Origin of the sequence: Bradyrhizobium sp. NBAIM18 (assembly GCF_020193825.1) — a bacterium.
GTDB lineage: Bacteria > Pseudomonadota > Alphaproteobacteria > Rhizobiales > Xanthobacteraceae > Bradyrhizobium > Bradyrhizobium yuanmingense.
This window is the reverse complement of sequence record NZ_JADYVO010000007.1, coordinates 253952-279073: the sequence shown is the minus strand read 5'-3', so window position 1 is coordinate 279073 and position 25122 is coordinate 253952. Positions and strand designations below refer to the sequence as shown.

22 protein-coding genes are annotated in these 25122 nt (G+C 63.1%); 18 read left to right on the top strand and 4 right to left on the bottom strand.

Annotation, left to right across the window (positions count from 1 at the left end; translation table 11 throughout):
• The first annotated feature begins 19 nt into the window (after positions 1 to 19).
• Genes nuoN through I6F17_RS18435 form a run of 6 tightly spaced genes read left to right on the top strand, consistent with a single transcriptional unit; the run spans position 20 to position 5018 of the window.
• Positions 20 to 1456 carry an NADH-quinone oxidoreductase subunit NuoN gene (nuoN, locus tag I6F17_RS18460; protein ID WP_036039013.1) on the top strand — a complete coding sequence of 479 codons (1437 nt, stop codon included), beginning with the start codon at positions 20 to 22 and terminating at the stop codon, positions 1454 to 1456.
• A 1-nt stretch (position 1457) separates the two neighbouring features.
• The gene (locus tag I6F17_RS18455; protein WP_057029436.1) at positions 1458 to 2264 is read left to right on the top strand and encodes a biotin--[acetyl-CoA-carboxylase] ligase; all 807 of its coding nucleotides are present in this window, start codon (positions 1458 to 1460) and stop codon (positions 2262 to 2264) included.
• Entirely contained in the window at positions 2264 to 3934 is a 1671-nt protein-coding gene (locus I6F17_RS18450; RefSeq protein ID WP_036039008.1) for a ribonuclease J, read from the top strand. The genes I6F17_RS18455 and I6F17_RS18450 overlap by 1 nt, the downstream gene beginning before the upstream one ends.
• Positions 3935 to 3944: 10 nt before the next feature.
• The gene (mce, locus tag I6F17_RS18445; RefSeq protein ID WP_036010154.1) at positions 3945 to 4349 is read left to right on the top strand and encodes a methylmalonyl-CoA epimerase; all 405 of its coding nucleotides are present in this window, start codon (positions 3945 to 3947) and stop codon (positions 4347 to 4349) included.
• A gap of 9 nt (positions 4350 to 4358) precedes the next feature.
• Positions 4359 to 4634 (top strand): DUF1467 family protein, encoded by a 276-nt coding sequence (locus I6F17_RS18440; RefSeq protein ID WP_025036606.1) that lies wholly within the window; start codon positions 4359 to 4361, stop codon positions 4632 to 4634.
• A gap of 30 nt (positions 4635 to 4664) precedes the next feature.
• Positions 4665 to 5018: a hypothetical protein gene (locus I6F17_RS18435; protein ID WP_036010150.1), complete on the top strand. Its 354-nt coding sequence runs from the start codon at positions 4665 to 4667 to the stop codon at positions 5016 to 5018.
• On the opposite strand, the gene I6F17_RS18430 is transcribed toward I6F17_RS18435, so the two are convergent.
• Together I6F17_RS18430 and I6F17_RS18425 are read right to left on the bottom strand one after the other, a co-directional pair.
• Positions 5019 to 5282 (bottom strand): GlsB/YeaQ/YmgE family stress response membrane protein, encoded by a 264-nt coding sequence (locus I6F17_RS18430; RefSeq protein ID WP_024341246.1) that lies wholly within the window; start codon positions 5280 to 5282, stop codon positions 5019 to 5021.
• A gap of 31 nt (positions 5283 to 5313) precedes the next feature.
• Complete coding sequence (locus I6F17_RS18425) at positions 5314 to 5763, bottom strand: YidB family protein (RefSeq protein ID WP_036025325.1); 450 nt, start codon at positions 5761 to 5763, stop codon at positions 5314 to 5316.
• A 230-nt stretch (positions 5764 to 5993) separates the two neighbouring features.
• Here I6F17_RS18425 and mtnK point away from each other — a divergent pair, with 230 nt between their 5' ends.
• A complete protein-coding gene (mtnK, locus tag I6F17_RS18420) occupies positions 5994 to 7283 on the top strand; it encodes an S-methyl-5-thioribose kinase (protein ID WP_225124065.1) in 1290 nt (429 codons plus the stop codon).
• A 59-nt stretch (positions 7284 to 7342) separates the two neighbouring features.
• Here mtnK and I6F17_RS18415 read toward each other — a convergent pair whose 3' ends face one another.
• On the bottom strand, positions 7343 to 8227 hold the full coding sequence (locus I6F17_RS18415; RefSeq protein ID WP_225124066.1) for a hypothetical protein: 885 nt from the start codon (positions 8225 to 8227) through the stop codon (positions 7343 to 7345).
• Between the two features lie 224 nt (positions 8228 to 8451).
• Between I6F17_RS18415 and I6F17_RS18410 the strand changes: the two genes are divergently transcribed.
• From I6F17_RS18410 to I6F17_RS18375, 8 genes are all read left to right on the top strand, one after another.
• Positions 8452 to 10038, top strand: coding sequence for an ABC transporter substrate-binding protein (locus I6F17_RS18410; RefSeq protein ID WP_036010252.1), 1587 nt, complete (start codon positions 8452 to 8454; stop codon positions 10036 to 10038).
• A 54-nt stretch (positions 10039 to 10092) separates the two neighbouring features.
• Complete coding sequence (locus tag I6F17_RS18405) at positions 10093 to 11016, top strand: ABC transporter permease (protein WP_036038986.1); 924 nt, start codon at positions 10093 to 10095, stop codon at positions 11014 to 11016.
• Positions 11013 to 11834: an ABC transporter permease gene (locus I6F17_RS18400; protein ID WP_036038984.1), complete on the top strand. Its 822-nt coding sequence runs from the start codon at positions 11013 to 11015 to the stop codon at positions 11832 to 11834. The genes I6F17_RS18405 and I6F17_RS18400 overlap by 4 nt, the downstream gene beginning before the upstream one ends.
• Positions 11831 to 12811: an ABC transporter ATP-binding protein gene (locus tag I6F17_RS18395; RefSeq protein ID WP_225124067.1), complete on the top strand. Its 981-nt coding sequence runs from the start codon at positions 11831 to 11833 to the stop codon at positions 12809 to 12811. Before I6F17_RS18400 ends, I6F17_RS18395 begins: the two co-directional genes overlap by 4 nt.
• Complete coding sequence (locus I6F17_RS18390; protein ID WP_225124068.1) at positions 12804 to 13832, top strand: oligopeptide/dipeptide ABC transporter ATP-binding protein; 1029 nt, start codon at positions 12804 to 12806, stop codon at positions 13830 to 13832. Before I6F17_RS18395 ends, I6F17_RS18390 begins: the two co-directional genes overlap by 8 nt.
• A 238-nt stretch (positions 13833 to 14070) precedes the next feature.
• A complete protein-coding gene (locus tag I6F17_RS18385) occupies positions 14071 to 14994 on the top strand; it encodes an ABC transporter substrate-binding protein (protein WP_225124069.1) in 924 nt (307 codons plus the stop codon).
• 322 nt (positions 14995 to 15316) lie between these two features.
• Positions 15317 to 17077, top strand: coding sequence for a radical SAM protein (locus tag I6F17_RS18380; protein ID WP_225124070.1), 1761 nt, complete (start codon positions 15317 to 15319; stop codon positions 17075 to 17077).
• A gap of 335 nt (positions 17078 to 17412) precedes the next feature.
• Positions 17413 to 17781, top strand: a complete 369-nt coding sequence (locus I6F17_RS18375) for a hypothetical protein (RefSeq protein ID WP_081493744.1) — start codon at positions 17413 to 17415, stop codon at positions 17779 to 17781.
• Between the two features lie 549 nt (positions 17782 to 18330).
• On the opposite strand, the gene I6F17_RS18370 is transcribed toward I6F17_RS18375, so the two are convergent.
• Entirely contained in the window at positions 18331 to 19041 is a 711-nt protein-coding gene (locus I6F17_RS18370) for an outer membrane beta-barrel protein (protein ID WP_225124071.1), read from the bottom strand.
• Between the two features lie 408 nt (positions 19042 to 19449).
• On the opposite strand from I6F17_RS18370, the gene I6F17_RS18365 reads away from it, so the two are divergent.
• The 3 genes from I6F17_RS18365 (at position 19450) to I6F17_RS18355 (ending at position 24915) form a co-directional block, all read left to right on the top strand.
• Positions 19450 to 21927, top strand: coding sequence for an arylsulfatase (locus I6F17_RS18365; RefSeq protein WP_225124072.1), 2478 nt, complete (start codon positions 19450 to 19452; stop codon positions 21925 to 21927).
• A gap of 117 nt (positions 21928 to 22044) precedes the next feature.
• Positions 22045 to 22470 carry a DUF2721 domain-containing protein gene (locus I6F17_RS18360; protein WP_225124073.1) on the top strand — a complete coding sequence of 142 codons (426 nt, stop codon included), beginning with the start codon at positions 22045 to 22047 and terminating at the stop codon, positions 22468 to 22470.
• A gap of 159 nt (positions 22471 to 22629) precedes the next feature.
• Positions 22630 to 24915, top strand: coding sequence for a multiheme c-type cytochrome (locus I6F17_RS18355; RefSeq protein ID WP_338107421.1), 2286 nt, complete (start codon positions 22630 to 22632; stop codon positions 24913 to 24915).
• Positions 24916 to 25122: the final 207 nt, after the last annotated feature.

The following is a 25122-nucleotide window of genomic DNA, read 5'->3' as shown; positions in this document are numbered from 1 at the left end:
GGCAGGTCAGGATATCGCCATGAGCTTTTCGACTGCAGGTTATCAACTGGCGCCGGTGCTGCCCGAGCTCGTGCTCGCGGTCGGCGCGATGGCGCTGCTGATGCTCGGCGCCTATCGCGGGCAGGAGACGACCAAAACCGTCACCTCTCTGGCCGTGGTGCTTCTGATCGTGGTCGGCGCGCTCGTCTACATGCAGCCCGCGGGCAAGCAGGTGACGTTCGGCGGCAGCTTCATCGTCGACGACTTCGCCCGCTTCATGAAGATCCTGGCCCTGATCGGCTCGGCCGTGACGCTCGTCCTGTCGACCGAGTTCCTGTCAGACCCGTCGCGCCGGATTTTCGAATACGCCATCCTCGTGCTGCTCTCGACGCTCGGCATGATGGTGCTGATCTCGGCCGGCGACCTGATCTCGCTCTATCTCGGCCTCGAATTGATGTCGCTAGCGCTCTACGTCGTGGCGGCCTCGAACCGCGACAACGCCAAGTCGACCGAAGCCGGCCTGAAGTACTTCGTGCTCGGCGCGCTGTCCTCGGGCATGCTGCTGTACGGCGCCTCGCTGGTCTACGGCTTCACCGGCACGGTGAGCTTCACCGGCATCGCCGCGGCCGCGACGGTCTCGAATGTCGGCCTGGTGTTCGGCCTCGTCTTCCTGCTCGTCGGCCTCTGCTTCAAGGTCTCGGCCGTGCCGTTCCACATGTGGACGCCTGACGTCTACGAGGGCGCGCCGACCCCGGTCACCGCCTTCTTCGCTTCGGCGCCGAAGGTCGCCGCGCTCGCCGTCTTCACCCGCGTGACGCTCACCGCATTCCCCGGCATCGTCTCGCAATGGCAGCAGATCCTGGTGTTCGTGTCGATCGCCTCGATGGCGCTCGGCTCCTTCGCCGCGATCGGCCAGAGCAACATCAAGCGCCTGATGGCCTATTCGTCGATCGGTCACATGGGCTTTGCGCTGGTCGGCCTTGCCTCCGGCACGGTCGAAGGCGCGCAGGGCGTCCTGATGTACATCGTGATCTATGTCGCGATGACGCTCGGCTCGTTCTCGATCATCCTCGCCATGAAGCGCAACGGCCAGGCCGTGGAGCAGATCAGCGATTTCGCCGGCCTGTCGCGCACCAATCCGCTGCTCGCCTTCATGTTCGCGATGCTGCTGTTCTCGCTCGCCGGCATTCCGCCGCTCGCCGGCTTCTTCGCCAAATGGTACGTCTTCGTCGCCGCCATCAAGGCGAACCTGTTCACGCTCGCCGTCATCGGCGTGCTGACCAGCGTGGTCGGCGCCTACTATTATCTCGCCATCGTCAAGACGATGTATTTCGACGAGCCAGCCGGCCGGGTCGATCCGGTCCGCATCGAAGTGCGGACGGTGCTGGCGGTCGCTGGCCTATTCAACCTGCTGTTTGCGCTGTTCGCGGGGCCCGTGGTGAGCGTCGCCTCCGCCGCGGCAAAGTCGTTGTTCTAGGATGGCCTTCGCGCTCGGTCCTCGCGCATCGGCTGCGGGCTACAGGCTCGCGGCGTTCGAACGGACCGGCTCGACCAATACCGAGGCGATCGAACACGCCAGGGCCGGCGAGCGCGGCCCGATGTGGTTCGTCACGTCCGAGCAGACCGCCGGCCGCGGCCGGCGCCAGCGCGCCTGGATCGCGCCGCGCGGCAATCTCGCCGCCAGCATCCTCGAAGTCATGGACGTCGCCCCCGCCGTCGCCGCCACGCTCGGCTTTGCCGCAGGGCTGGCCGAGGAGGCGGCGCTGGAGAAGGTGAGCCTCGAGGCCGCGCTCCGTCTCGGCGAAGGCCGGCCCCGCTACGCGCTGAAATGGCCGAATGACGTGCTCGCCAGCGGCAAGAAGCTGGTCGGCATTGGCCTTGAGGCCGAGGCCGTCGGTGGCGGCCTTGCCGTCGTGGTCGGCATCGGGACCAATGTGGTCGCCGCGCCCGAGGGCACCCCGACGCCCGCGGTGTCGCTGGCCGCCCTCGGCGTCCAGATCAGCGCCGAGGAGCTATTCATGGCGCTGTCGGATGCCTGGGTCGAGTTCCGCGGCATCTGGGACAATGGCCGCGGCTTTGCCGAGATCCGCAGGCTCTGGCTGGAGCGCGCCGCCGGCCTCGGCGAAAAGGTTGCCATCCACACGGGAACCATGACGCTGGAAGGTGTTTTTGACACGATCGACGACACCGGCTGCCTGATCGTCCGCACCGCGGAGGGCCGCCTCGTGCCGGTTGCGGCCGGCGAGGTGTTCTTCGGCCCCGTCGCCTCGGTGGGAGCAGCGTGATGGCAAGGCCGGACGAATTGGTGTTTGCGCCGCTCGGCGGCGTCGGCGAGATCGGCATGAACCTGTCGATCTACGGCCTCGGCAACCGTCACCAGCGCGCCTGGCTTGCGGTCGATCTCGGCGTCTCCTTCGGCGATGAGGAGCATCTGCCCGGCATCGACCTGATCATGCCCGACATCTCCTTCCTGGAGAAGGAGCGCAAGAACCTGATGGGCCTGGTGCTGACCCACGCCCATGAGGATCATTTCGGCGCCATCATCGACCTCTGGCCGAAGCTGAAATGCCCGATCTACGCCACCAGGTTCAGCGCCGCGCTGTTCGAGGCCAAATGCGCCGCCGAGCGCAACGCGCCCGAGATTCCGGTCACCGTGGTGCCCTCAGGCGGCCGTGTCGATATCGGTCCGTTCAACGTCGAGTTCATTCCGGTCGCGCATTCGATTCCGGAAGCGCATGCGCTGGCGATCCACACCGACGCCGGCATCGTGCTGCACACCGGCGACTGGAAGATCGACCCGACCCCGACGCTTGGAGCCGCGACCGACGAGAAGCGGCTGCGCGAATTGGGCGAAGAGGGCGTGCTCGCCTTGATCGGCGATTCCACCAATGCCGTTCGCGACGGCCGTTCGCCCTCGGAGGCCGAGGTCGCCCGAACCATCATCGACCTCGTCAAATCCGCCAAGGGCCGCGTCGCGGTGACGACGTTCGCCTCCAACGTTGCTCGCGTCAAAGCGGTGGCTGACGCCGCGAGGGCCGCGGACCGCGAGGTCGTCGTGGTCGGCCGCGCCATGGAGCGCGTGGTGCAGGTCGCGCGCGAGACCGGCTATCTCGAGGGCGTGCAGAATTTCCGCTCGCCCGAGGTCTATGGCCACCTGCCGCAGGACAAGGTGCTGGCGCTGTGCACCGGAAGCCAGGGCGAGCCGCGCGCCGCGCTGGCCCGCATCGCCAATGACGACCATCCTGAAATCACGCTGAACCGCGGCGATAGCGTCATCTTCTCCTCGCGCACTATTCCCGGCAACGAGAAGGCGGTCGGCTCGATCATCAACAATCTGGTGCTGCAGGGCGTCGAGGTCATCACCGACCGCGATGCGCTGGTCCACGTCTCCGGCCATCCCCGCCGCGACGAGCTGCGCGATATGATCTCCTGGGTGAAGCCGCAGCTCCTGATTCCGGTCCACGGAGAGGCGCTGCACCTGCACGAGCACGCCAAGCTCGCCCGCGCCGCCGGCGTGCCGCGCGTGCTGGTCTGCCGCAACGGCGACCTCGTCAAGCTCGGCCCCGGCGATCCCGGCATCGTCGGCGAGGTGCCATCGGGGCGTCTCTACAAGGACGGCACGATCCTGGAAGACTCGAAGTCCCGTGCCGTGATCGAGCGGCGGCGCATGGCGTTCTCCGGCTGCGCCTTCGTCGCCATCGCCATGACCGCCCAGGGGGAGCTGGTCGACGAACCCGAGGTCGATCTGGTCGGCATCCCCGACAAGAACAGGGCCGGCGAGACCTTCGACGACATCGTCTTCGATGCCGTGATGTCGACCATCGAAGGCCTGCCGAGGGCGCGGCGGCGCGATCCGGACGCCTTGGCCGAGTCGGTGCGACGCGCTGTCCGGGCCGTGATCAACGAACATTGGGGCAAAAAGCCCCCCTGTCTGGTACATGTACTGACGGTATAGGGAGGGGAACATGTTGGGCCGGCTCAACCATGTCGCGATCGCGACCAAGGACGCCGTCAAGGCCGCGAAGATCTACGGTGCGGCCTTCGGCGCCCAGATTTCCGAGGCCGTGCCGCTGCCCGAGCACGGCGTCACCACCGTGTTCGCGACCCTGCCCAACACCAAGATCGAGTTCATCGAGCCGCTCGGCGAGGCCTCGCCGATCGCGAAGTTCATCGAACGCAATCCCGACGGCGGCATCCATCACGTCTGCTACGAGGTCGTCGACATCATCGCCTCGCGCGACACGCTGGTGAAGGAGGGCGCCAGGGTGCTCGGCGACGGCGTGCCGAAGATCGGCGCCCACGGCAAGCCGGTGCTGTTCCTGCACCCCAAGGATTTTTCCGGCGCCCTCGTCGAGATCGAGCAGGCATAAGGCCGCGCCATGGCCATCCAGATTTCAACCTGGCTCGCGATCTATTTCGTGCTCTGGTGGGTCATGCTGTTCGTGACGCTGCCGTTCGGCGTGCGCAGCCAGCACGAGGACGGTGTTGGCGCGCCCGGCACCGATCCCGGTGCTCCCATCCTCACCCGCATGGGGCACAAGCTGATCTGGACCACGATCATCTCGGCAATCGTGTTCGGCATTGGCCTTGCGGCCTATCATGCCGGCTATCTCTCGATCGAGCGCCTGTCGAAGATGATGGGAATGCCGTTTTAAGTTTTGATTGGCGTTGCTATGGGGTCAAAAATGACATTTCAGCGTATCGTCATTGCGCTTCTGGTGCTGATCGTCGCAGGGCTCGGTGCCATCGGCTATTTCGAATGGCGAATGGCGGCGCAGGTGCGCACCCTGAAGGCGTTCGTCGAGGGCTATGTCTTCAACGAGGCCGTGCTGGCCTGCGAACAGGCCAAGAGCTCGACGCCGTTCAAATGGAACGGCGGCAAGAGCACCTCGGTGATCGGCCTGAACTCGGTCAAGACCGACAAATACACGGTCAGCGCCAGCTACACGCTGGTCGCGGACAGCGTCTATTGCGACTACGATCCGATCAAGAGAAAGGCCGACATCGGCTCCAGCTTCCTGGAGCGGGAGACTTTCTAGCTAGATCGCGCGGCGCTGCCGGCCGGCGAAGAGACCGTAAACGAACAGCACGATGATCGCGCCGACCACGGCACCGATCAGGCCCGCACCCTCGCCAGGGCGATACCAGCCCAGCGCTTGCCCGAGATACGAAGCGACGAAGGCGCCGACGATGCCGAGGATGGTCGTCAGGATGAACCCGGACGGTTCATTGTCGCCCGGCATGATGAACTTGGCGATCACGCCGGCGAGAAAGCCAATGATGATGGTCCAGAGAATGCTCATGAGTACACCTTTTCGAGTTGAGCCGCTGCTTCTATGCGTCGGGCAGGCGTCCATCCGGCGTGTATTTGTCGATTGCGGAAGGAAGCTCGCGGGTTAGCCGTGAGACGATCTCCTCCTGGGAAAGCCCGGTTTGCTGCGCGAGCTTCTCCAGGACGTCGCTGCCGATGGCCTGCTTCAGCTCCGGCGGGGAGATCTCCTTGTTGGGGCCTGGCTTCACCCATGAATCGGCGATCTCGCCCTGCCCATTCTGGTTGAACCTCTCCAGGAGCTCGCCAATCCCGCCATTGAGCAGGCCCCCGATTCCGCCAGCGCCGAGCATGCCGCCGAGATTGCCGAGCATGCCTCCGAGCGGCTGCTGGCCGCCCGTGGACGAGCCGGCGCCGGCGCCTTTCAGCAGCTCCGCCAGCTTGTCGCGGTTCTGATATCCGGCGATGGCCAGCATCGCCAGCAGGGCAGTCATGGAAGGCATTCCGCGGCTCATCGCTCGCTCCTTTTAGAAGGTCAGAAACCCAAAACCGTCTCAGCTTGCTTGGGTTCCTCAATCGACCAATCGGAGCTCGCGACCAAGCGTCCCAGCTTGGCCGCCACCAAAGCACCGGGTGGCAGACAACGTACATTGTGGCTACGATCCGATGAAAAGAATGGCCGGATCGGCTCGAGCTTGCCAGCATCGGGAGTAGCGATCCGGCCCAGACATGGGATGGGATCGCAATGACCGGGGACCGGGCAGGGGACTATCGGATTTTGCACGAGGCGGACTTGCGGGACTATCTCGCAGGCCTGCCCGATATCGCCGCGCTCCTTGGCGGCGAGCCGGCGTCCTGGGCGATCACCGAGGTCGGCGACGGCAATCTCAATCTCGTCTTCATCGTCAAGGGCGCAAGCGGCGGGATCGCCGTGAAGCAGGCGCTGCCTTACGTCCGCCTCGTCGGCGAGAGCTGGCCCTTGCCGTTGTCGCGCGCCCATTACGAATATCTGGCGCTGTCGAAGCAGGCCCAGCTCGCGCCCGGCCTCGTGCCGGCCGTGCTGCATCACAACGAGGTCCTGGCGCTGACCGTGATGGAGCTGCTCGAGCCCCACATCATCATGCGCAGGGGTCTGGTCGCGGCAACGCGCTATCCGCGCTTCGTGGAGGACATCACGACCTTCATGGCGCGGACGCTGTTCTTCACCTCAGACCTCGCGCTGTCAGCGGCCGAGAAGAAGGAGGCCATCGCGGCCTTTGCCGGCAACCACGCGCTCTGCAAGATCACCGAGGACCTGATCTTCACCGATCCCTACCGCATCGCCGAGCAGAACCGCTGGACCGCGCCCTATCTCGACGGCCTCGCCGCGAGCTTGCGCGAGGATCTGGAGCTGCACGTCGCGGTCTCCAGGCTAAAGCTGAAATTCATGGCCAATCCCGAAGCGCTGATCCATGGCGACCTCCACACCGGCTCGATCATGGTCACGGATAGCCAGACCCGGGTGATCGACCCGGAATTCGCATTCTACGGTCCGGTGGGATTCGACGTCGGTGCCGTGCTGGCCAATCTCCTGATGGCCTATTTCGCCTCCGCCGGCCACGAGCGCGCGCCGGGCGAACGGGCGGCATTCGAGGCCTGGGTGCTGGCGACGGTCGAGCAGGTCTGGACCGAGTTTGCCCGAAAGTTCCTCGATCTCTGGCGGGCGGGAGGCACCGGCGATGCCTATCCGGTCTCGCTTTTCGCCGGCGAACAGGGTGCCGCGCGGTTGGAAGCCGAGCGACAAAGCCACATGCAACGCCTGTTCGCCGACACTGTCGGCTTCGCAGCCGCAAAAATCATCCGCCGCATCTTCGGCCTCGCCCACAACATCGATTTCGAGCTGATCGAGGACCCGCGCACGCGGGCGGTCAGCGAAGCCCGTGCCGTGCGGCTGGCGAGGGCGATGATGGTGGAGACGGCGTCGTTCCGGACCATCGCGGATGTGACGAATGCCGCGCGAAAACTGCGGGACTGGATGCCGGAATTGTCGGGCTGAACCAGCCTCATGCCCGCCCACGCTCCGTGATTGCGAGATGAGAGATCGTCCCCGGAACGTTAGTAAAGCCGCATCGGCAGCAGGACGCCGTCCGCGCCGGCCAGCAAACCCCAGGTCTCGTTGGCCGCGACCTCGAACTCCCGGCTCGCTGCCGCTCCGCCGTCCACCTTGAGGGTGACCTTGTACCTGCCGGGCGGCAGATCGAGCTTCTGGCTGTCCGGCAATTCGCCTGCGGCACCGTCGGAGTTCGCCAGTTCTTCGCCGGCGTGCGCCGCCAGATTGACGGCCTGGTCGGCGACGGTGATCACCGCCCCTTCATCTGTCTTGTTGCCGAGCATCAGCCTCACTTGCCCCGGCTTCGGCAGCAGGCCGATGGTCGCCGGAGCGAATTTGCGCCCCGACAGCTCGGCAATTGTCCTGTCGTCCTGACGTGAGAGCCGGAGCAGGAGCGGTCCCTCTCTCGTCAGGAACGTGATCTCGGCTCGGTCCGGCTCTGCCACCGCACCGTCTTTCTCCGTCCCGCCACGCTTGCCGAGTGCGTCGCGATAGAAGCCGAGCACAGAACCGAGATCGCGCGGCGTCTCGGCGTAAATCGACCGGATCTGCGGCGAATCTTTCGCCGTCGCGAGGGCCCAGCCTTCGGGCAGCGGCAGGCCGGTATGCTCGGAGAGCTTGGCTTCGAAACGCGCTCCCGCACCGCGCGCCATCATCCCGACGGGAATGCTGAGCAGTCGTTCGACGAAATTGTCCAGAGTGTCATGGCTCCGGACCGCCCACCAGGTCTGGTCGACATTGTCGTTCGCGCCGGAGGTGCGACTCCAGCCGAACTGGATAGCGTCTGTCGCGCTCTCTCTACCGAGGCCGGCCGCGACCGGGCGCGCCAGCACGGCCGTCGCGGCGACCAGACCGGCCGCGAGCAGGGCAGCTAGCGTTCGGCGATTCATTTTTTCCGGATCCCTTGGGGCTCAGATTATGATCCTGAGCTTGGTCGCGTTGATCACGAAAAATGTTCATCGATCCTGGTCGTCGATGACGCACCGCGTCAATGCCCCGCCGAAAGACTGCCTCAGGAACCGGCATCATTTGCCGTCAAAACGAAGCTTGCTTTCGGCAGGCGACGAATGATCAAATCGCTCATCGGAATACGCCTGCGTCGGGGGGACACATGATGTTCAAGACCATCGCGATCGTTGCCGGTTTGGGACTGGCGCTCGCCGCCACAGCCGAGGCGCAGACACCGCGCAAGGGCGGAACCATCCGCATGACGGCGCCCTACGGCTCGAGCTTCACCAGCCTCGACATTCACACCACGCAGCGCGCCCAGGACGAGATCTACGCCAAGGCCCTGCACCGTTCGCTCTACATCTGGAATTCGGCGGAAGGAAAGCCGGTGCTGGAGCTCGCCAAGGAGGACGTGGTCTCGGGCGGAGGCCTCGTTCACACCTTCAAGCTGCGCGACGACGCCTATTTCCATAGCGGCCGCAAGATGACCGCCGACGACATCATCTGGTCCTACAATCGCATCATGGACGGCAGCAAGGCCTATCCCGGCGCGCGTTACGTCCGCGTGATCGAGGGAGCGGCAGCAGTGGAGAAGGGCCAGGCCAAGGAGATCTCCGGCCTGAAGAAGATCGACGACTTCACCATCGAGATGAAGCTGACCGAGAAGGTTGATCCCGGCTTCTACTTCTTCACCGCGCTGACCTCGATCTATCCCGCCGACGAGGCCGCCAAGGAAAGCTTCATCCAGAAGCCGATCGGTCTCGGTCCGTTCAAGTTCGTGGAGCACGTGCCGGGATCGCGCATCGTCCTGGAGCGCTGGGACCGGTTCTACAAGCCCGGCAAGCCCTATGCCGACAAGATCGTGGTGTCGGTGATGGGCGAGGCCGCGGCGCGCGACGTCGCCTTCCGCAACAAGGAGATCGACACCTCGGTGCTGGGACCTGCGCAGTACGTCGCCTACCAATCCGACGCCGACCTCAAGGGCACCATCGTTGAGGTCGCCGAGGTGTTCACGCGCTACATGGGCATGAATCCCGCGGTCAAGCCGTTCTCCGACAAGCGCGTGAGGCAGGCGATCAATTACGCCATCGATACCGATTTGATCATCAACAAGCTGGTCAAGGGCAAGGCCTACCGCGCCACCAGCTGGCTGCCGCTGACCTCGCCGGCCTACGACAAGGCGATGAAGCCTTACCCCTTCGATCCCGCCAAGGCCAAGCAATTGCTCACCGAGGCCGGCTACGCATCCGGCTTCGAGTTCGAATGGACCACCAGCCAGAATGAGAGCTGGGGCCTGCCGATCGTCTCGGCCGTCATTCCGATGCTGGACAAGGTCGGCATCAAGGCCAAGGTCAAGCAGGTCGAGACCGCGGTGCTGGCCGAGGTGGTCCGCACCGGCGACTATCAGGCCTTCATCTATTCCCAGGCGAGCGGCCCCGATCCTCAGGCCGCGCTCAAATGCTTCCATTCGGCGACGCCGCAGGCGGCCTGTAACTACACGACCTACAAAAATCCCGACTTCGACAAGATCCTCGATGAAGCCGGACAGGCCGACGATCCCACAAAGCGCATCCAGCTGATGCAGAAGGCCAATGCGCTGCTCTACGAGGAGGCGCCGGTCTGGTTCTTCAACTACAACAAGGCGGTCATGGCGGTGCAGCCCTGGCTGAAGGGAATTCAGCTGAACGCGACCGAGCTGACCCACCAGAACGTCGAGGACCTCTGGGTCGACGAGACCTCGCCCGCGAAGTGACACGCGCGCTCCCTCCAGCGCGACCGGCGGGGGAGGGAGCGGGGAAAAGTTGAGATGCTCGCGTTCCTGATCCGCCGCGTCCTGCAGACCATCCCGACCGTGCTCGCCGTGGTGCTGCTGGTGTTCGTGCTGTTCAGCGTCGTTCCCGGCAGCATCGTCTCGAGCATGAGCGACGACAGCGATCCGCAGGTCGAGCTGCGCATGAAGAAGCAGCTCGGCCTCGATCAGCCCGTCTATATGCGTTTCGGCGCCTACATCGCCGGGCTCGCGACCGGCGATTTCGGAACCTCGTTCCGGACCCGTGAGCCTGTCACGACCATGATCGCCAAGCGGGCTTGGCCGACGCTGCAGCTGATCTTCGCATCCATGGCGTTTGCGATTCTGCTCGGCGTGCCGCTCGGCTTCGTCGCCGCCTTGCGGCCGGGCAGCCTCGTCGACACCGTCTCGATGATGCTGGCGGTGTCGGGCCTGTCATTGGCCAAGTTCTGGCTCGGGCTGCTCTTGATGTACCTGTTCGCGCTCAAGCTCGGCTGGCTGCCGAGTTTCGGCTACGGTGACGGCAGCCTCAAATACCTGATCCTGCCCGCCGTGACGCTTGGCGTCTCGCCGATGGCGCTGCTGGCGCGGACGACGCGCGCCGCGGTGCTCGAGATCATGACCGCGGATTTCGTCCGCACCGCGCGCTCGAAGGGCATGAGCGAGACCAGGGTCGTCAAGTGGCACGTGATGCGCAACGCGCTCGTCCTCATCCTCACGACCATGGGCCTGCAGTTCGGCGCACTGATGGGGCAGGCGGTCGTGGTCGAGAAACTGTTCTCCTGGCCGGGCATCGGCTCGCTGCTGGTCGACAGCGTGCTCCAGCGCGACATTCCCGCCGTCCAGGGCTCCATCCTCGTCGTGGTGATGTTCTTTCTCGCGATCAATCTGTTGATCGACATGCTCTACGGCGTGATCGATCCCAGGATCAGATACGCATGAAGCTGCGCGCCAATCTCGTCATCGGCGGGTCGTTGTTCGCGCTGGCGATCGTGGTCGGTCTGCTCGCGCCATGGCTGGCGCACACCGATCCCGTCATGGACGCCAACCTCATGAATGCGGAGGAGCCGCCGAGCTGGACCTGGTGGTTCGGCACCGACGCGCAGGGCCGCGACATCTATTCCCGTGTCCTCTACGGCGCGCGCGTCTCGCTGACGGTCGGCATCGTCTCCCAGCTCATCAACAGCGTCATCGGCGTGGCGCTCGGCCTCAGCGCCGGCTATTTCGGCGGCTGGTGGGACGATGTCGTCAACGCCCTGACCAATCTCATGCTCGCGATCCCCTCGCTGATCTTCGCGCTCGCCATCATGGCCGTGCTCGGTCCCGGGCTGACCAGCCTCTTGATCGCGCTCGGGCTGACCAATTGGTCGTTCACCTGCCGCCTCGCGCGGGCCTCGGCACTGTCGCTGCGGAGCCAGGGCTATGTGCAGGCGGCCACCGTGCTCGGCTACGGTGACGTGCGCATCATGATCACGCAGCTGCTACCGAACATGCTGGGACCGATCGTCGTCATCGGCACGCTGGGCATGGGCAGCGCGGTCCTCTCCGAAGCCGCATTGTCGTTCCTGGGGCTCGGCGTCCGCCCGCCGTTTCCGAGCTGGGGCAGCATGCTGTCGGAAGCGCGCGAGCAGATCACGACGGCGCCGTGGCTTTCGATTTTTCCCGGCCTTGCCATCTTCCTCACCGTGCTCGGCCTCAATCTGCTCGGCGATGGTCTGCGCGACATTCTCGATCCGCAATCGCGGAGCCGGCGCACATGACAGGCAGCCCGCTGCTCGAGGTCGAGGATCTGCGCATTGATCTCGATGACGGATCGAGGCGCGTTGCGGCGGCCGAAGGCATTTCATTCCGCATCGACCGCGGCGAGACGTTCGGCCTCGTCGGCGAGTCCGGTTGCGGCAAGAGCATCACGGCGCTCGCCCTCATCGGCCTGCTGCGGCCACCCTTGTCGATCGCCGGCGGCGTCATCCGGTTCCAGGGCCAGGAGATCCAGCACCTGTCCGCCGCGAGGCAACGGCAACTGCGCGGCAATCGCATCGCCATGATCTTCCAGGAGCCGATGACGGCGCTGAACCCGGTGTCGCCGGTGGGGCGGCAGATCGCCGAGATGTTCGTGCTGCACAAGGGCAAGAGCTGGCGGGAGGCCAACCAGCTGGCGGTCGAGGCGCTCGCGAGCGTCCGCGTCCCCGCGCCGGAGCGGCGCGTGAAGGACTATCCGCATCAGCTGTCGGGCGGGATGCGCCAGCGCGTGATGATCGCGATTGCGCTCGCCTGCGGTCCGGACCTGCTGATCGCCGACGAGCCGACGACGGCGCTCGACGTCACCGTGCAGGCGGAGATCATCGAGCTGATGCGCAATCTGTGCGCCGAGCGCGGAACGGCGATCCTGATGATCAGTCACGATCTCGGCCTGGTCGCCAATGTCTGCCGCCGCGTCGCCGTCATGTATGCCGGCCGCATCGTCGAGGAGCGCGGCTCGGCCGACATCTTCCGTGCGCCCTCACATCCCTATACGCAGGGCCTCGTCGACTCGCTGCCGCGGCTCGGCAGCCGTGCTGCGCTCGGCCGCAGCAGGCTGAAGGAGATCGCGGGCGTCGTGCCGGCGATCACGCGCTTCCCCGATGGCTGCCGGTTCAATCCGCGTTGCGCGCAGGCGACGGATATTTGCCGAACCATTGCGCCTCAGACGGAAGGGCTGGAGGCGGGCGGTTTCGTCCGGTGTCACCACCATGCATGAGCCAAAGGGGAGAGCGGATGACGATGTGATCCTCAGCGTGGAGGATCTCGCCGTTCACTTTCCGCTTGGAGGCGGCCTGCTGGGCCGCGGCCGTCGGCTGCTCCGCGCCGTCGACGGCGTCGACCTCAGGCTGAAGCGCGGCGAATGCCTCGGCCTCGTCGGCGAGTCCGGCTCCGGCAAGTCGACGGTCGCATTGTCCATTCTGGGCCTGCTGACGCCGACGCGCGGCCGCATCGTGCTGGACGGGCAGGTCGTCACCAACCGGCAATCCGGCGACCGGAAGGCACTCGCCCGCATCGTGCAGATCGTGTTCCAGGATCCCTACGCCTCGCTCAATCCGCGCCAGACCGTTCGCCGCACGCTCGAGGACCCCTTGCGCGTGCACGGCGTGACCGCGAAAAGCGAGATCGAGGACCGCCTCGCGACGATGCTGAGGCATGTCGGCCTGCGGCCCGAGCAGGCCGACCGCTATCCGCATGAATTCTCCGGCGGCCAGCGCCAGCGCATCGGCATCGCCCGGGCGCTGATCCTCAACCCCAGAATCGTCATCTGCGACGAGCCGGTCTCGGCGCTCGACGTCTCGATCCGCGCCCAGATCATCAATCTGTTGCTGGAATTAAAGGACACGCTCGGCCTGTCCTACATCATGATCAGCCATGACCTCGGCGTCGTCGAGCACATGAGCGACCGCGTCGCCGTGATGTATCTCGGCCGCATCGTCGAGAACGGCGACTGGCGCGAGATCTTCGAACGCCCGGCGCACCCCTACACGCAGGCCCTGATCGCCGCCATCCCCGATCCCTTGCGCCATGCCCCGCTGGCAACGACCGGCGGCGACTTGCCCAATCCGCTAAACCCGCCGAACGGCTGCGCCTTCAGCCCGCGCTGCCGCTACGCGGAAGCGGTGTGCCGGAGCGAGCCGGGGCCAACGCTGGAGACGCGCGCAGATGGGCACGCGGTGCGGTGCTGGCGAAGCGAGGAGATTGCGGGGCGGTCGGCGTTAGTCTCGACCGAGGGCTGATGCGCCGAAGGGCGAAGGCGCTTATATTCCACTAAGGCGTGTACTCAAAAGGCGAGTATGTCAGCTTCTGCGGAAAATCTTGCGATCGATCAGAGCATTACCGCACGTTCCCCTCAATAGACGTCCAATCGGCAATAGCTGTGTTAGGGTTTGCTTGTTGTCAGCGGGGCAGAGCATGCGGCGACGAGAATTCATGGCACTCCTAGGCGGTGCAACGGCTGCTACGGCATGGCCTGTCGTGGTGGACGCGCAGGAGCCAGCAAGGGTTCGGCGGGTCGGGTACATTGCCGGCGCCGATGACGCCACGATGGGACATATCTTCGCGGCATTCCGGCAGCGGCTTACCGAACTGGGGTACGTCGAGGGTCGATCTATCGCGCTTGAGGTGCGCTGGGCGGAGGGACGCGTCGAGCGGCTCCCCGAGTTGGTGACCGAGCTTATCGGTCTCAAATCGGATGTGCTGGTGGCGGGCAACAGCGTTGCTGCGATAGCGGCCAAGAAGGCTACTCGAACAATCCCCATTGTTATGGTTGCGGCCGATCCGGTTGGACTTGGCCTCGTGGAAAGTTTGGCGCGACCCGGAGAAAACGTGACGGGGCTGAGCTATTTCAATGAGGCAATGATCGCAAAACGTCTGCAATTGTTGAAGGAGATGGCGCCAGGCTTAGTCCGGGTAGCGGTGATGAAGAACTCGACAGTTGCCATCCACGCCATCTTCTGGCGGACCGCTGAGGCGGCGGCACGTACTCTGGGCGTGGCGCTACAGCCTCTCGAGGTGGGAAGGCCGGAGGATTTTGATGCGGCGTTCGCCGCCGCCACGGGAGGCAACGCCCAAGCTCTCATCGTCTTCGATGACGTTCTGACCATTGTGCATAGACCCCGCATCATTTCTCTCGCTGCCGCTCACCGACTTCCGGCCGTGTACGGACTTCGCGAGTTTCCGAAGGATGGAGGCCTAATGTCGTTCGGTGCGAACTTCGTTGTCTTGTTCCGGCGTGCCGCCACCTACGTGGACAAAATCTTGAAGGGCGCCAAGCCTGCCGATCTTCCCGTCGAGCAACCAACCACTTTCGAGCTTGTCATTAATCGCAAGACTGCGAACGCCCTCGGCCTTACCGTGCCGCCCACCTTGCTCGCCCAAGCTGACGAGGTGATCGAATGATGTCGCCTTCCGGTCCAAGTCTGACCTCTGGTGAGGGCGGCTTCTGCGCGGCTATCGGGAGCATAGCGGATCGCATCTGCGCTCGGCGCGGGTTTAGGGGCACGCGGAAATCTTGTGATCAATCAGAGCATTATCGCACGTGACCCGGAGCGGACGTCTTGCGCGCTAGCTTGCGACCATGCAGCCCCATTTGTGTCGAACACGCTATAGCGCCGTCTGCGGTTAGCTGACCGGATGTTTTCGTGCCACAACTCGTCGTCTTTTTGCGAGGAGCTGACGGAAACCAGTTGGCCTTTGACCGAGATCGAGCTACCCGTAGCTCATGAGGAAGGACAAGACTTTTCGGCTTGTTCTGATCAAGCCGTCACATTACGACGACGATGGCTACGTCATTCGATGGTGGCGCGGCGGCCTGCCTTCGAATTCACTAGCCTGTCTTTACGGCATCGCGCTCGATTGTCGTGAACGCGGGGTTCTCGGGCCCGATTGCAACATCGAGATCGACGCCATCGATGAGACCAACTGGAAGGTGCGTGTCGCGGATCTAGCGCGCGCGATCAAGGCCGCGGATGCTGGCATGGTGATGCTGGTCGGGGTCCAGTCCAACCAGTTTCCCCGATCGCTCGATCTGGCGAGACAGTTTCGCAAGCTCGGAATCCACGTTGCGATCGGCGGCTTCCATGTGTCCGGCACCCTCTCGATGTTGCCCCAGCGCGATCCCGGCGTTCAGGAGATGATGGACCTCGGTGTGTCGGTCTTCGCAGGCGAAGCCGAGGGACGGCTCGAGGAGCTGTTGCAGGATGCGGTCGCCGGGCGATTGCAGCCTCTCTACAACTACATCGACGATCTGCCACATCTGGAAAGCCAGCCTCTGCCGATCATTCCCCGCCAGCAGATCGGACGAGTCATCGGCCACACCACGAGCTTCGACGCGGGGCGCGGCTGCCCCTTCCAATGCTCGTTCTGCACCATCATCAACGTGCAGGGCCGCAAGTCGCGACGCCGCAGCGCCGACGACATCGAGGCCGTGATCCGCGCCAACGTCGCGCAGGGCGTCTTCGCCTTCTTTCTCACCGACGACAATTTTGCACGCAACAAGGATTGGGAGATCTTGCTCGACCGCATCATCGCGCTGCGCGAGAAGGAGGGCTGGGACCTCCGATTCACGATCCAGGTCGACACGCTCTGCCACAAGCTGCCCAACTTCATCGAGAAATGCGCCAAGGCCGGCGTCCGGCGATGCTTCATCGGCCTCGAAAACATCAACCCGGACAGTCTGCTCGGCGCCAAGAAGCGGCAGAACAAGATCACCGACTATCGCGAGATGATGATGGCCTGGAAGAAGGCCAGGATCATGACCGTCGGCGGCTACATTATTGGCTTTCCCAACGACACACCGGAATCGATCGTCCGCGACATCGAGATCATCAAGCATGAGCTGCCGATCGACATGCTGGAGTTCTTCTTCCTGACGCCGCTGCCGGGCTCGGAAGACCACAAGACGCTCTACCTGAAGGGCGTCGCGATGGATGCGGACCTCAACAAATACGACCTGGACCACGTCACGACGGACCACCCCGCCATGTCCAAGGCGGGCTGGGAGCGCGCCGTCGAGCTCGCCTGGAACACCTATTACAGCTGGGAGCACATCGAGACGCTGATGCGGCGTGCCGCGGCGATGGGCAATAATGTCGGCAAGATCGGCACCTACGCGCTCTATTTCAAAGGCTACCATCCCATCGAGCGCGTCCATCCGCTCGAAGGGGGTGTGCTGCGGCTGAAGAGCCGCGACGAGCGCCGTCCGCATCTGCCGGTCGAGCCGGCCTGGTCGTTCTATCCTCGCTATGCCGCCGACACCGTCGTGAAGGCCGTACAATGGGCTTCGCTCGCTCTGCGCCTCCACCGGCTGGCGCGCAGGGTCAAGTCGGATCCGCACCGGCTCGCCTATGTCGATGCGGCGATCACACCGCAGGCTGACGAGACCGCGAGTCTGGATTTGTACAAGACGCGGTCCAGCCAGGCGTTTCTCGATCAGCGGCGGCACATCGAAGAGGCACAGAAAGCCAAGTCAGCCGGGGGATAGCGATTTCTCACCGCCGCGCGAACCATCCAATCAAATTGACCGATGTCCAGTTGCGCGCCGAACAGCCCCAAACCATCACTTTGACTGTGCCCCAAGCTGACCAGAGACGAGCCGCCGCCATATCGGCTTTCTACGGGACAGCAGACTTGGCACCATGGTTGCGCTGACCGCCGCTCACGACCCCAAGCAGACTTGATGTCCGCCTTCACAGGCAGCCGCGCGGCACGGCGGCCTTGCCGTACCTTTCACGCCGAGGTGATCAAGAAATATACTTCCTGATACCCGGTCCGGTATCATAATAGGCCACCATTAGGGCGTGGGTCAGGGGGACTCCAATGCACCGGTTTGTTTCCAAGGCCAACATAGATCATTTTATCAGCCTACTAAATTGCAGCGATCTCACGGCCGACCAGCGAGCGAACATCACCAAGCTATTGATCGATGAGCTCGATAAGCTCGCGCATGATCTTGAGCACCTCGAATTTGCCGAGAGAAAAGTGGCAGACGGACGTGACCAGGTGAACCGTGTCAGAGACAAGCGAAATAATCATCCCTTCGGCACCACGGAGCGCGAACAGGCCGAACGGCTCCTCGTAAGCTGCGAAAACTTGCAAACGACGCTTGAAGATTTTTGTCATCGCCTGCGTACAAAGGTCTACAACTCGCCGGGCAAAACTATTTCTACAACTCCGCGGCGAACCTGATATATTGATTTGATCACTGGCCAGGCTCTGCCCGTAGGCGTCAGTGGCAGAGAGACCGATCGCGCTCCCGCCTGCAAAGAAGGGGAGCGTGCCATGTGGCAATCCGCAACAACGGCACCGTTTGATCGTGATCTGCGATTAGCGGTCATCGACAGCACCGGTGAACACGCGCTCGTATTCCCCTGTCGGAGAGTGCTTCGTGGTTGGATAAACTCGCAGACAGGCTCACCGGTCCATGTATTCCCGACACATTGGTGCGAGTGGGAGGGGCTCATAGAGGAGGCGCCGATTGGCGAGCCAGAGCCGCAACGGTTGGCCGTTGTCGAAGCGTACGCGGACGATCTGCGAGCGATCGTCAAGAAGGGGCATGATCAAGAAGGACCATGATCGTGTGGATTAGCGTGCCGACGAGATGTCTTGTACTGACCGCGTTTGGTCATTTCGACTTCGAGCGCGGGGTCAGTCTGCAATCCTATGAGCTAATTGGTCGGTTGAATCGATTTCCTCTGGAGCCGTGCTGAAAGCGCGGCTCCAGATAGACGGTCTCATTTAGAACTTATAATTCACTCCGAACCGCATCAGGTTGAGGTGATCCTTGCTCGCTCCCGTACCCGCAGCGGCAATGTAGAGATACTCTCCCTTGAGGGTCCAGTTTGGCGTGAAGGCATATTCAGCGCCGAGACCAGCAGCCAAGCCCGGACGCCAATGCGCCTCAGTGCAGCCCACCAGGACGCCGGCGGTTCCGCACGGGACGCCTGCGATGCTGGTCCCGTCAGCCGTCTCACGCAGGAATGCCGCACCGCCGGTCCCGTAGAGCAGGAAATTGTTCAAGGCCATTCCGAAGCGCGCACGTGCGGTAATGATGGCCTCTGTTTTCGTGGCGAGATTAAGAGTGATCGGCGCGGGAATGCCAGCGATTGCGGGAATGACCGTACCCGACCCGCGGATATTCGCCCAATCGATGTCACTCTCAACGCCGAGCACTACGTGACCCTGCTGAATCTGCGCGCCCGCAGTACCGCCGACGAAGCCACCACTGAGATCGAAGCTGGTTCGGTCGAAGCGGCTGGAGATCAGATTAAGAGGGTCCTGCTGGCCCAATCCATAGCCACCGTTCACACCGATATAGAAGCCGGTCCAATTGAATACTGCGGCGGCAGGCGCTACCGGCGGCGGTTTGACGGCGAGGTCCGCCGCTTCCGCCCCGAATGAAGTGAGAAGACCCAAGCCGAGGATCAGCGGCTTCAAAATCTGTTTCATGATAAGTCCCCATTTGACGTAGGCAATGTGCTCGTTGCGTTCGCAACCAGCGGCTCCGAACACGCCTCGAGCCACCGGCGTCTATCGTTGGTGGAAAGAGACACGGGCGCGCCGTGCTGCGGCTTGATGCATGTCAAAATATGGCCGCTGCAAGCCAAAGGAAACATGTGTTCGTTGCGCAAGCCCAGTGAGCGTATTGCTACACAGAATCAGTCATTTGATTGTGAGGAGTTACGAAGTGGCCGCTTGTCCGTAACGCTTGAATCTCTTCAGATGTTGCTACTCTGCAACTAAATTCTTCGCACTGTCCCGTTCGCAATGGGAACTAGCAAGTTGATCTGTGTCAACGCGGCGCCTCGCAAATTCTCCCAGATAAAATTCGATGTTCAGTTGCTTGGAGGGCCTGCAATGAATCTTCGCGTCATCGTTGCTGCAGCGCTTTTGACTTCGGCGATGTCAGTGCCTGCACTTGCACAGCAGGCCGCAGCGCCAACCGGATCCCCTGCCGCGACCGTCACTATTCCCGGCAACCAGCTGCCGCCGCCACCCTTGCCGTTCGGCGGCGTAATCAAGGAAAATGCCAAGGACTCCAAGCCGTGGTGGCCGCCGACGGTCGTGCCGCGGAAAGGCGCGCCCAATGTGCTGCTCATCATGACCGACGACTCCGGTTTTGGCGTGCCCAGCACATTCGGTGGCGTGATTCCGACACCGGCATTGGATCGGATCGCCAAGGCTGGTTTGCGATATACCCAGTTCCACTCGACCGCGCTGTGTTCGCCGACGCGAGCGGCGTTGATCACAGGTCGCAATCATCACTCGGTCGGCTTCGGCCAGATCAGCGAATTCGCAACCGGCTACCCCGGCTACAACTCGATCATCGGTCCCGAGAACGCCACCATCGGCCGGGTCCTTAGCGACAACGGCTATGCCACCTCGTGGTTCGGCAAGAACCACAACACGCCGGCTTTCCAGTACAGCGCGGCGGGGCCGTTCGACCAGTGGCCGAGCGGAATGGGCTTCCAGTATTTCTATGGCTTCATGGGCGGCGAGTCCGACCAGTGGACCCCGTACCTTTTCCGCAATCACAGCCCGATTTATCCCTGGCTCGGCAGGAAGGACTACAACCTCGTCACCGACATGGCCGACGAGGCCATCAAGTACATGAAGGAGCTCAATGCCTCGGCTCCGGAGAAGCCCTTCCTGGTCTACTACGTGCCCGGGGCGACGCACGATCCGCACCAGCCGACTAAGGAATGGATCGACAAGATCAGCAGGATGCGGCTGTTCGACGACGGCTGGGAGAAGCTGCGGGAGCGGATCTTCGCTAACCAGAAGCGCCTCGGCGTCATTCCTGCCAATACGCAACTCACCCCGTGGCCGGACTCCTTGCCCAGGTGGGATTCCCTCTCTGAGGTGAAAAAGAAGATCGTCACCCGCCAAGCCGACGTCTTCGCGGCCTTCACCGCCTATAATGATCACGAGATCGGCCGCGTGATTCAGGCCGTTGAGGACATGGGCAAGCTCGACAACACGCTGATCATCTACATCAATGGCGACAACGGGACGAGTTCGGAAGGCTCGATGATGGGCACGCCGAATTGGTTGACCGTCGCCAACGGCATGCTTGAGTTGCCAGAAGCCGAGTACCTCCGCTACTACGAGTCCTGGGGCTCTGCCGAAACCTATCCGCACATGGCCGTGCCGTGGGCGTGGGCATTCGATACGCCGTTCAAATGGACGAAGCAAATTGCCTCGCATTTCGGCGGAACGCGGCAAGGCATGGCCATCTCATGGCCCCGCCACATCAATGATGTCGGGGGCATCCGCAACCAATTCCATCACATGATCGACATCGTGCCGACAATCCTCGATGCGGCCGGCATCAAGGCCCCCGACATGGTCGACGGCATCAAGCAGAAGCCGATTGAAGGTGTGAGCATGGCGTATACGTTCGACAAGGCTAACGCCAACGCGCCATCGAAACGCACCACTCAATACTTCGAGATGTTCGCAAACCGCGGCATCTACCACGAAGGCTGGTACGCGGCGACGACTCCGCCGGAGCCACCGTGGCTGGTCGGCACGAAGCCGCTGCCGCCGGTCGAGCAGTACAAGTGGGAACTCTACAACATTACTGAGGACTTCTCGCAGGCGAACGACCTCGCTGCCAAGCAGCCCGAGAAGCTCAAGGAGATGCAGGCATTGTTCATGGCGGAGGCAGCAAAATACCAGGTTCTGCCGCTAGACAACTCGGTGCTGCCTCGTCTGCTCACGCCGCGGCCAAGCGGGACGGCGGGGCGAAACGAATTCACCTACACAGGTGAGAATCTGGATATTCCGATCGGGAACGCCCCCAGCCTCCTGAACCGGAATTTCACGATCACGGCGAACATCACGATCCCGGAGGGCGGTGCCGAGGGAATGATCGTAACAATGGGCGGCCGGTTCGTTGGCTATGGATTGTATGTTCAAAAGGGCAAGCCGGTCTTCGTCTACAATCTGCTCAACTTGAAACGCTACCGTTGGGAAGGTGGCGTCGGAGCGGAGGACTGGCTGGGTAGCTCGCTCAAGCCGGGCAAGCACACGATCGTGTTCGACTTCAAATACGATGGCCCCGGCCTCGGCAAGGGCGGCACTGGTGTGCTTTCCGTGGACGGAAAGATGCTTTCCGAACAGAAGATGGAGCACACGATCCCGTTCATGATGGCAATAGATGAATCCTTTGACGTTGGAGCTGACACGCGCACGCCCGTGGATGAGAGCTACACCCTGCCGTTCCGTTTCACCGGGACCATCGACAAGCTGACTATCAAGACCGGACCGGAGCAGCTGGCTGAGCCAGATCGTAAGGCCATGCAGGACGCGGTGAAGAAGGCCAGCGACTGACTATTGAGACTCAATCGGGGGAGCGTTTGCGAACTCGCGCGCTCCTCCTATTCCAGCGCGGGGAGCTGACGAACGCATGTTGATGTTACTGTGCAAAGTGTAACCCAGTTGATACCGGTGACGCCTTCCATTGATCAGTTAGCGCGGATCATTGGCAATGTCGCCGCACCCGCGTTCCTCCTGGGCGCGGTGGCTGCCTTTATCTCGGTTCTGATCTCCCGTATCAATCGGGTGATCGACAGAACCCATTTCATTCATGGCATCCCGGGAAGCGACGCCTCTAAATCATTCCTCAAGGCTGACCTGCCTCGGCTGCGCCAGCGGGCGGCACTCTTGAACAGATCGCTATTCTGCGCAATTGTCTCGGCGATACTGACGGCCTTGATCATCATTGTTGCATTTGTAAGCGCACTGCTGCATTTGGCACATGAGTACGGGGTGGCGATCCTGTTCATGGCTGCGCTCGTGATGTTCTGCCTCTCTCTCATTGATCTGGCCCGCGAGACGAGAATTGCGCTTCACGAGAATGATCTTCGAGTGTAGTTCAGACGGGCAGGAAGATGCTCGGATCGGTAAGCGGACGTGGCGAAGGGCTCTGGGAAGAACCGCAAGCGCCGAAGGGCCCATGAGAAGGGGAGGCTAGCGCCGTCGCTCGATGCGCCACATCAACCGGCGGCACCGCGGAAGTACGCCCCCCGACTGGTGAGCGCTCTCGCTTTGTTGTTTGTTGGCGCTGCCGCGGCGCTCTACTGGTACACGAGAACGGACAGTCTAACCTTTCCACAGCAGATCGCCGAACTGCGCTTCGTCGGTAGCCCGGCCTGCAGCGGGTGCCACCAGACAGAGGCGAAACTCTGGCAAGCCTCGCAACACCGGCACGCCATGGATCACGCCACCGAGCAGTCGGTGCGCGGTGATTTCAATGAAGCGGTGTACGAGTATGCAGGGACACGTTCGCGCTTCTTCCGACATGACAAGAAATTTCTAGTCGAGACGGACGGACCCGATGGCAAGCTCGCAACCTTCGAAGTCAAGTACACCTTCGGCGTCGATCCGCTGCAGCAATACCTGATTGAATTCCTCGACGGCCGCATCCAAGCGCTCTCCATCGCGTGGGATACGAGGTCACGGGAGCAGGGCGGTCAGCGCTGGTTTCACCTCTATCCCGATGCGGCCGTCACCAGTAGCGACCCCCTGCACTGGACAAAGCCAAACCAAAACTGGAATTTCATGTGCGCCGAGTGCCACTCGACTGGCGTGCACAAGAACTATGACGCTTCAAAGAACCAGTTTGCCACCACGTTTGCCGAGATCAGCGTAGGATGCGAAGCTTGTCATGGCGCGGGCTCGCGGCATGTCGCATGGGCAAGGAGCAGGAGCAAGGTATCCGGTCCGGATCACGAACTGTTAGTGAGGTTCGATGAACGCTCGGGCATCACATGGTCAGTCGATGGCGGGACCTTGAAGCCGGTGCGCAGTGCGCCGGCACCGGCCCGGCGTAAGGAAGTCGAGACCTGCGGCCGCTGCCACGCGCGCCGTGGCCAGCTCTCCGAGGACTGGACGCCGGGACGGTCGCTTTCCGAAACCCACGCGGTGTCGCTGCTCGACCGCCAGCGCTTCCATGCCGACGGCCAGATGCGCGACGACGAGGAGACCTACAACTACGCGCCGTTCAGGCAGAGCAAGATGTTTGCCAAGGGCGTGACTTGCAGCGACTGCCACGATCCGCATAGCGCCGCGCTGAAGGCGCCGGGCGACGGCGTCTGTGCGCAGTGCCATGCGTCGGCCAAGTATGAATCAGCCGCGCACCGGCATCACGCCGAGGTTTCTCAGCCACTGAGCTGCGCCTCCTGCCACATGCCGGAGCGCCGGTACATGGTGGTCGACCGCCGCCACGATCACGGCTTCCGGATCCCGCGCCCTGATCTCTCAATGCAGACGGGCGCCCCGAACGCGTGCAATGACTGCCACCGCGACAAGCAAGCTGCTTGGGCGGCCCGGCAGATCGAGACGTGGTTCGGCCCGAGGCGGCAGGGATATCAAACCCACGCCCGCGCATTCCATGCGGCCTGGAATGAGGAAGCAACTGCGCAGGCGCTGCTTGCTGCACTCGCCGCCGCCGGCGACGTACCCTCGATCGTGCGCGCCAGCGCGCTAGCTCAGCTTCCTGCGCCTGACGCTGACCTGATCCGCCGCGGCCTGTCCGATCCGGATCCGCTGGTCAGACTGGGAGCACTTGATGGACTCGAAGGTATGGAGGGGGACCAGCTCTGGACGCTCGGCTCGGCGCAACTGAGCGATTCGGTTCGCGGCGTCCGCGTTCGCGCCGCCGAGCTGCTCGCCTCCGTACCTTCGGCGCGCCAGCCCGCAGGAGATCGCGACAGGTTCGCGCGGGCTGCAGCCGAATTCGTTGCTGCGCAAAAGCTCAACGCCGACCGTCCGGACGCGCGGACCGCGCTCGGCAGCTTCTTCGCGCGCCAAGCGAACGCCCGCGACGCCGAGAACGAATATCTGGCCGCGATTAGGCTAGACCCCTCGTTTGCAGCCGCCGCGATCAATCTGGCCGACCTGTACCGCCAACTCGGACGCGAGAATGACGGCGAGCGGGTCTTGCGCGGGGCTCTGTTGGGTTCGGCGCAAGATGCTTCGCTGCACCATGCGCTCGGCTTGACCTTGGTGCGCCAAAAACGCAACGAGGCGGCGCTCGACGAACTGCGTCAGGCGGCTGTGCTTGATGCTGGGCAGGCGCGCTATGCCTATGTCTATGCGATCGGGCTTTACTCGGCCGGCCGTCGCGACGATGCGCTTACTATACTGAGGGAGGGCCTGCGCGCTCATCCGAATAATCGGGACATGCTTTCAGCCGCGATCCATCTCAGCCGCGAGAAGGGCGATGTGGCAGCCGCCCTGGACTATGCCCGTCAGATGCAGCGGCTCTTACCTCAAGACAGAAGCTTGGGCGACTTAATCAAGGAACTGGAGAAGTAGACGCCCTTCTATCACCAACGAGCCGCATATCCGCTGATGGCCCAACTCTGACGTCCGGCGAGGCCGGCTTCTGCGCGGCTACCAGGAGCACAGCGGACCTCATCCGCGTTCTAACTGCGGCGCGGGTTTATGACGACGCGCCATAGACAGTCACCACGGTTTCTCTGCAAGGATGCGGTGAGTTGAACGCAGCCCTGGGCCTTGGCA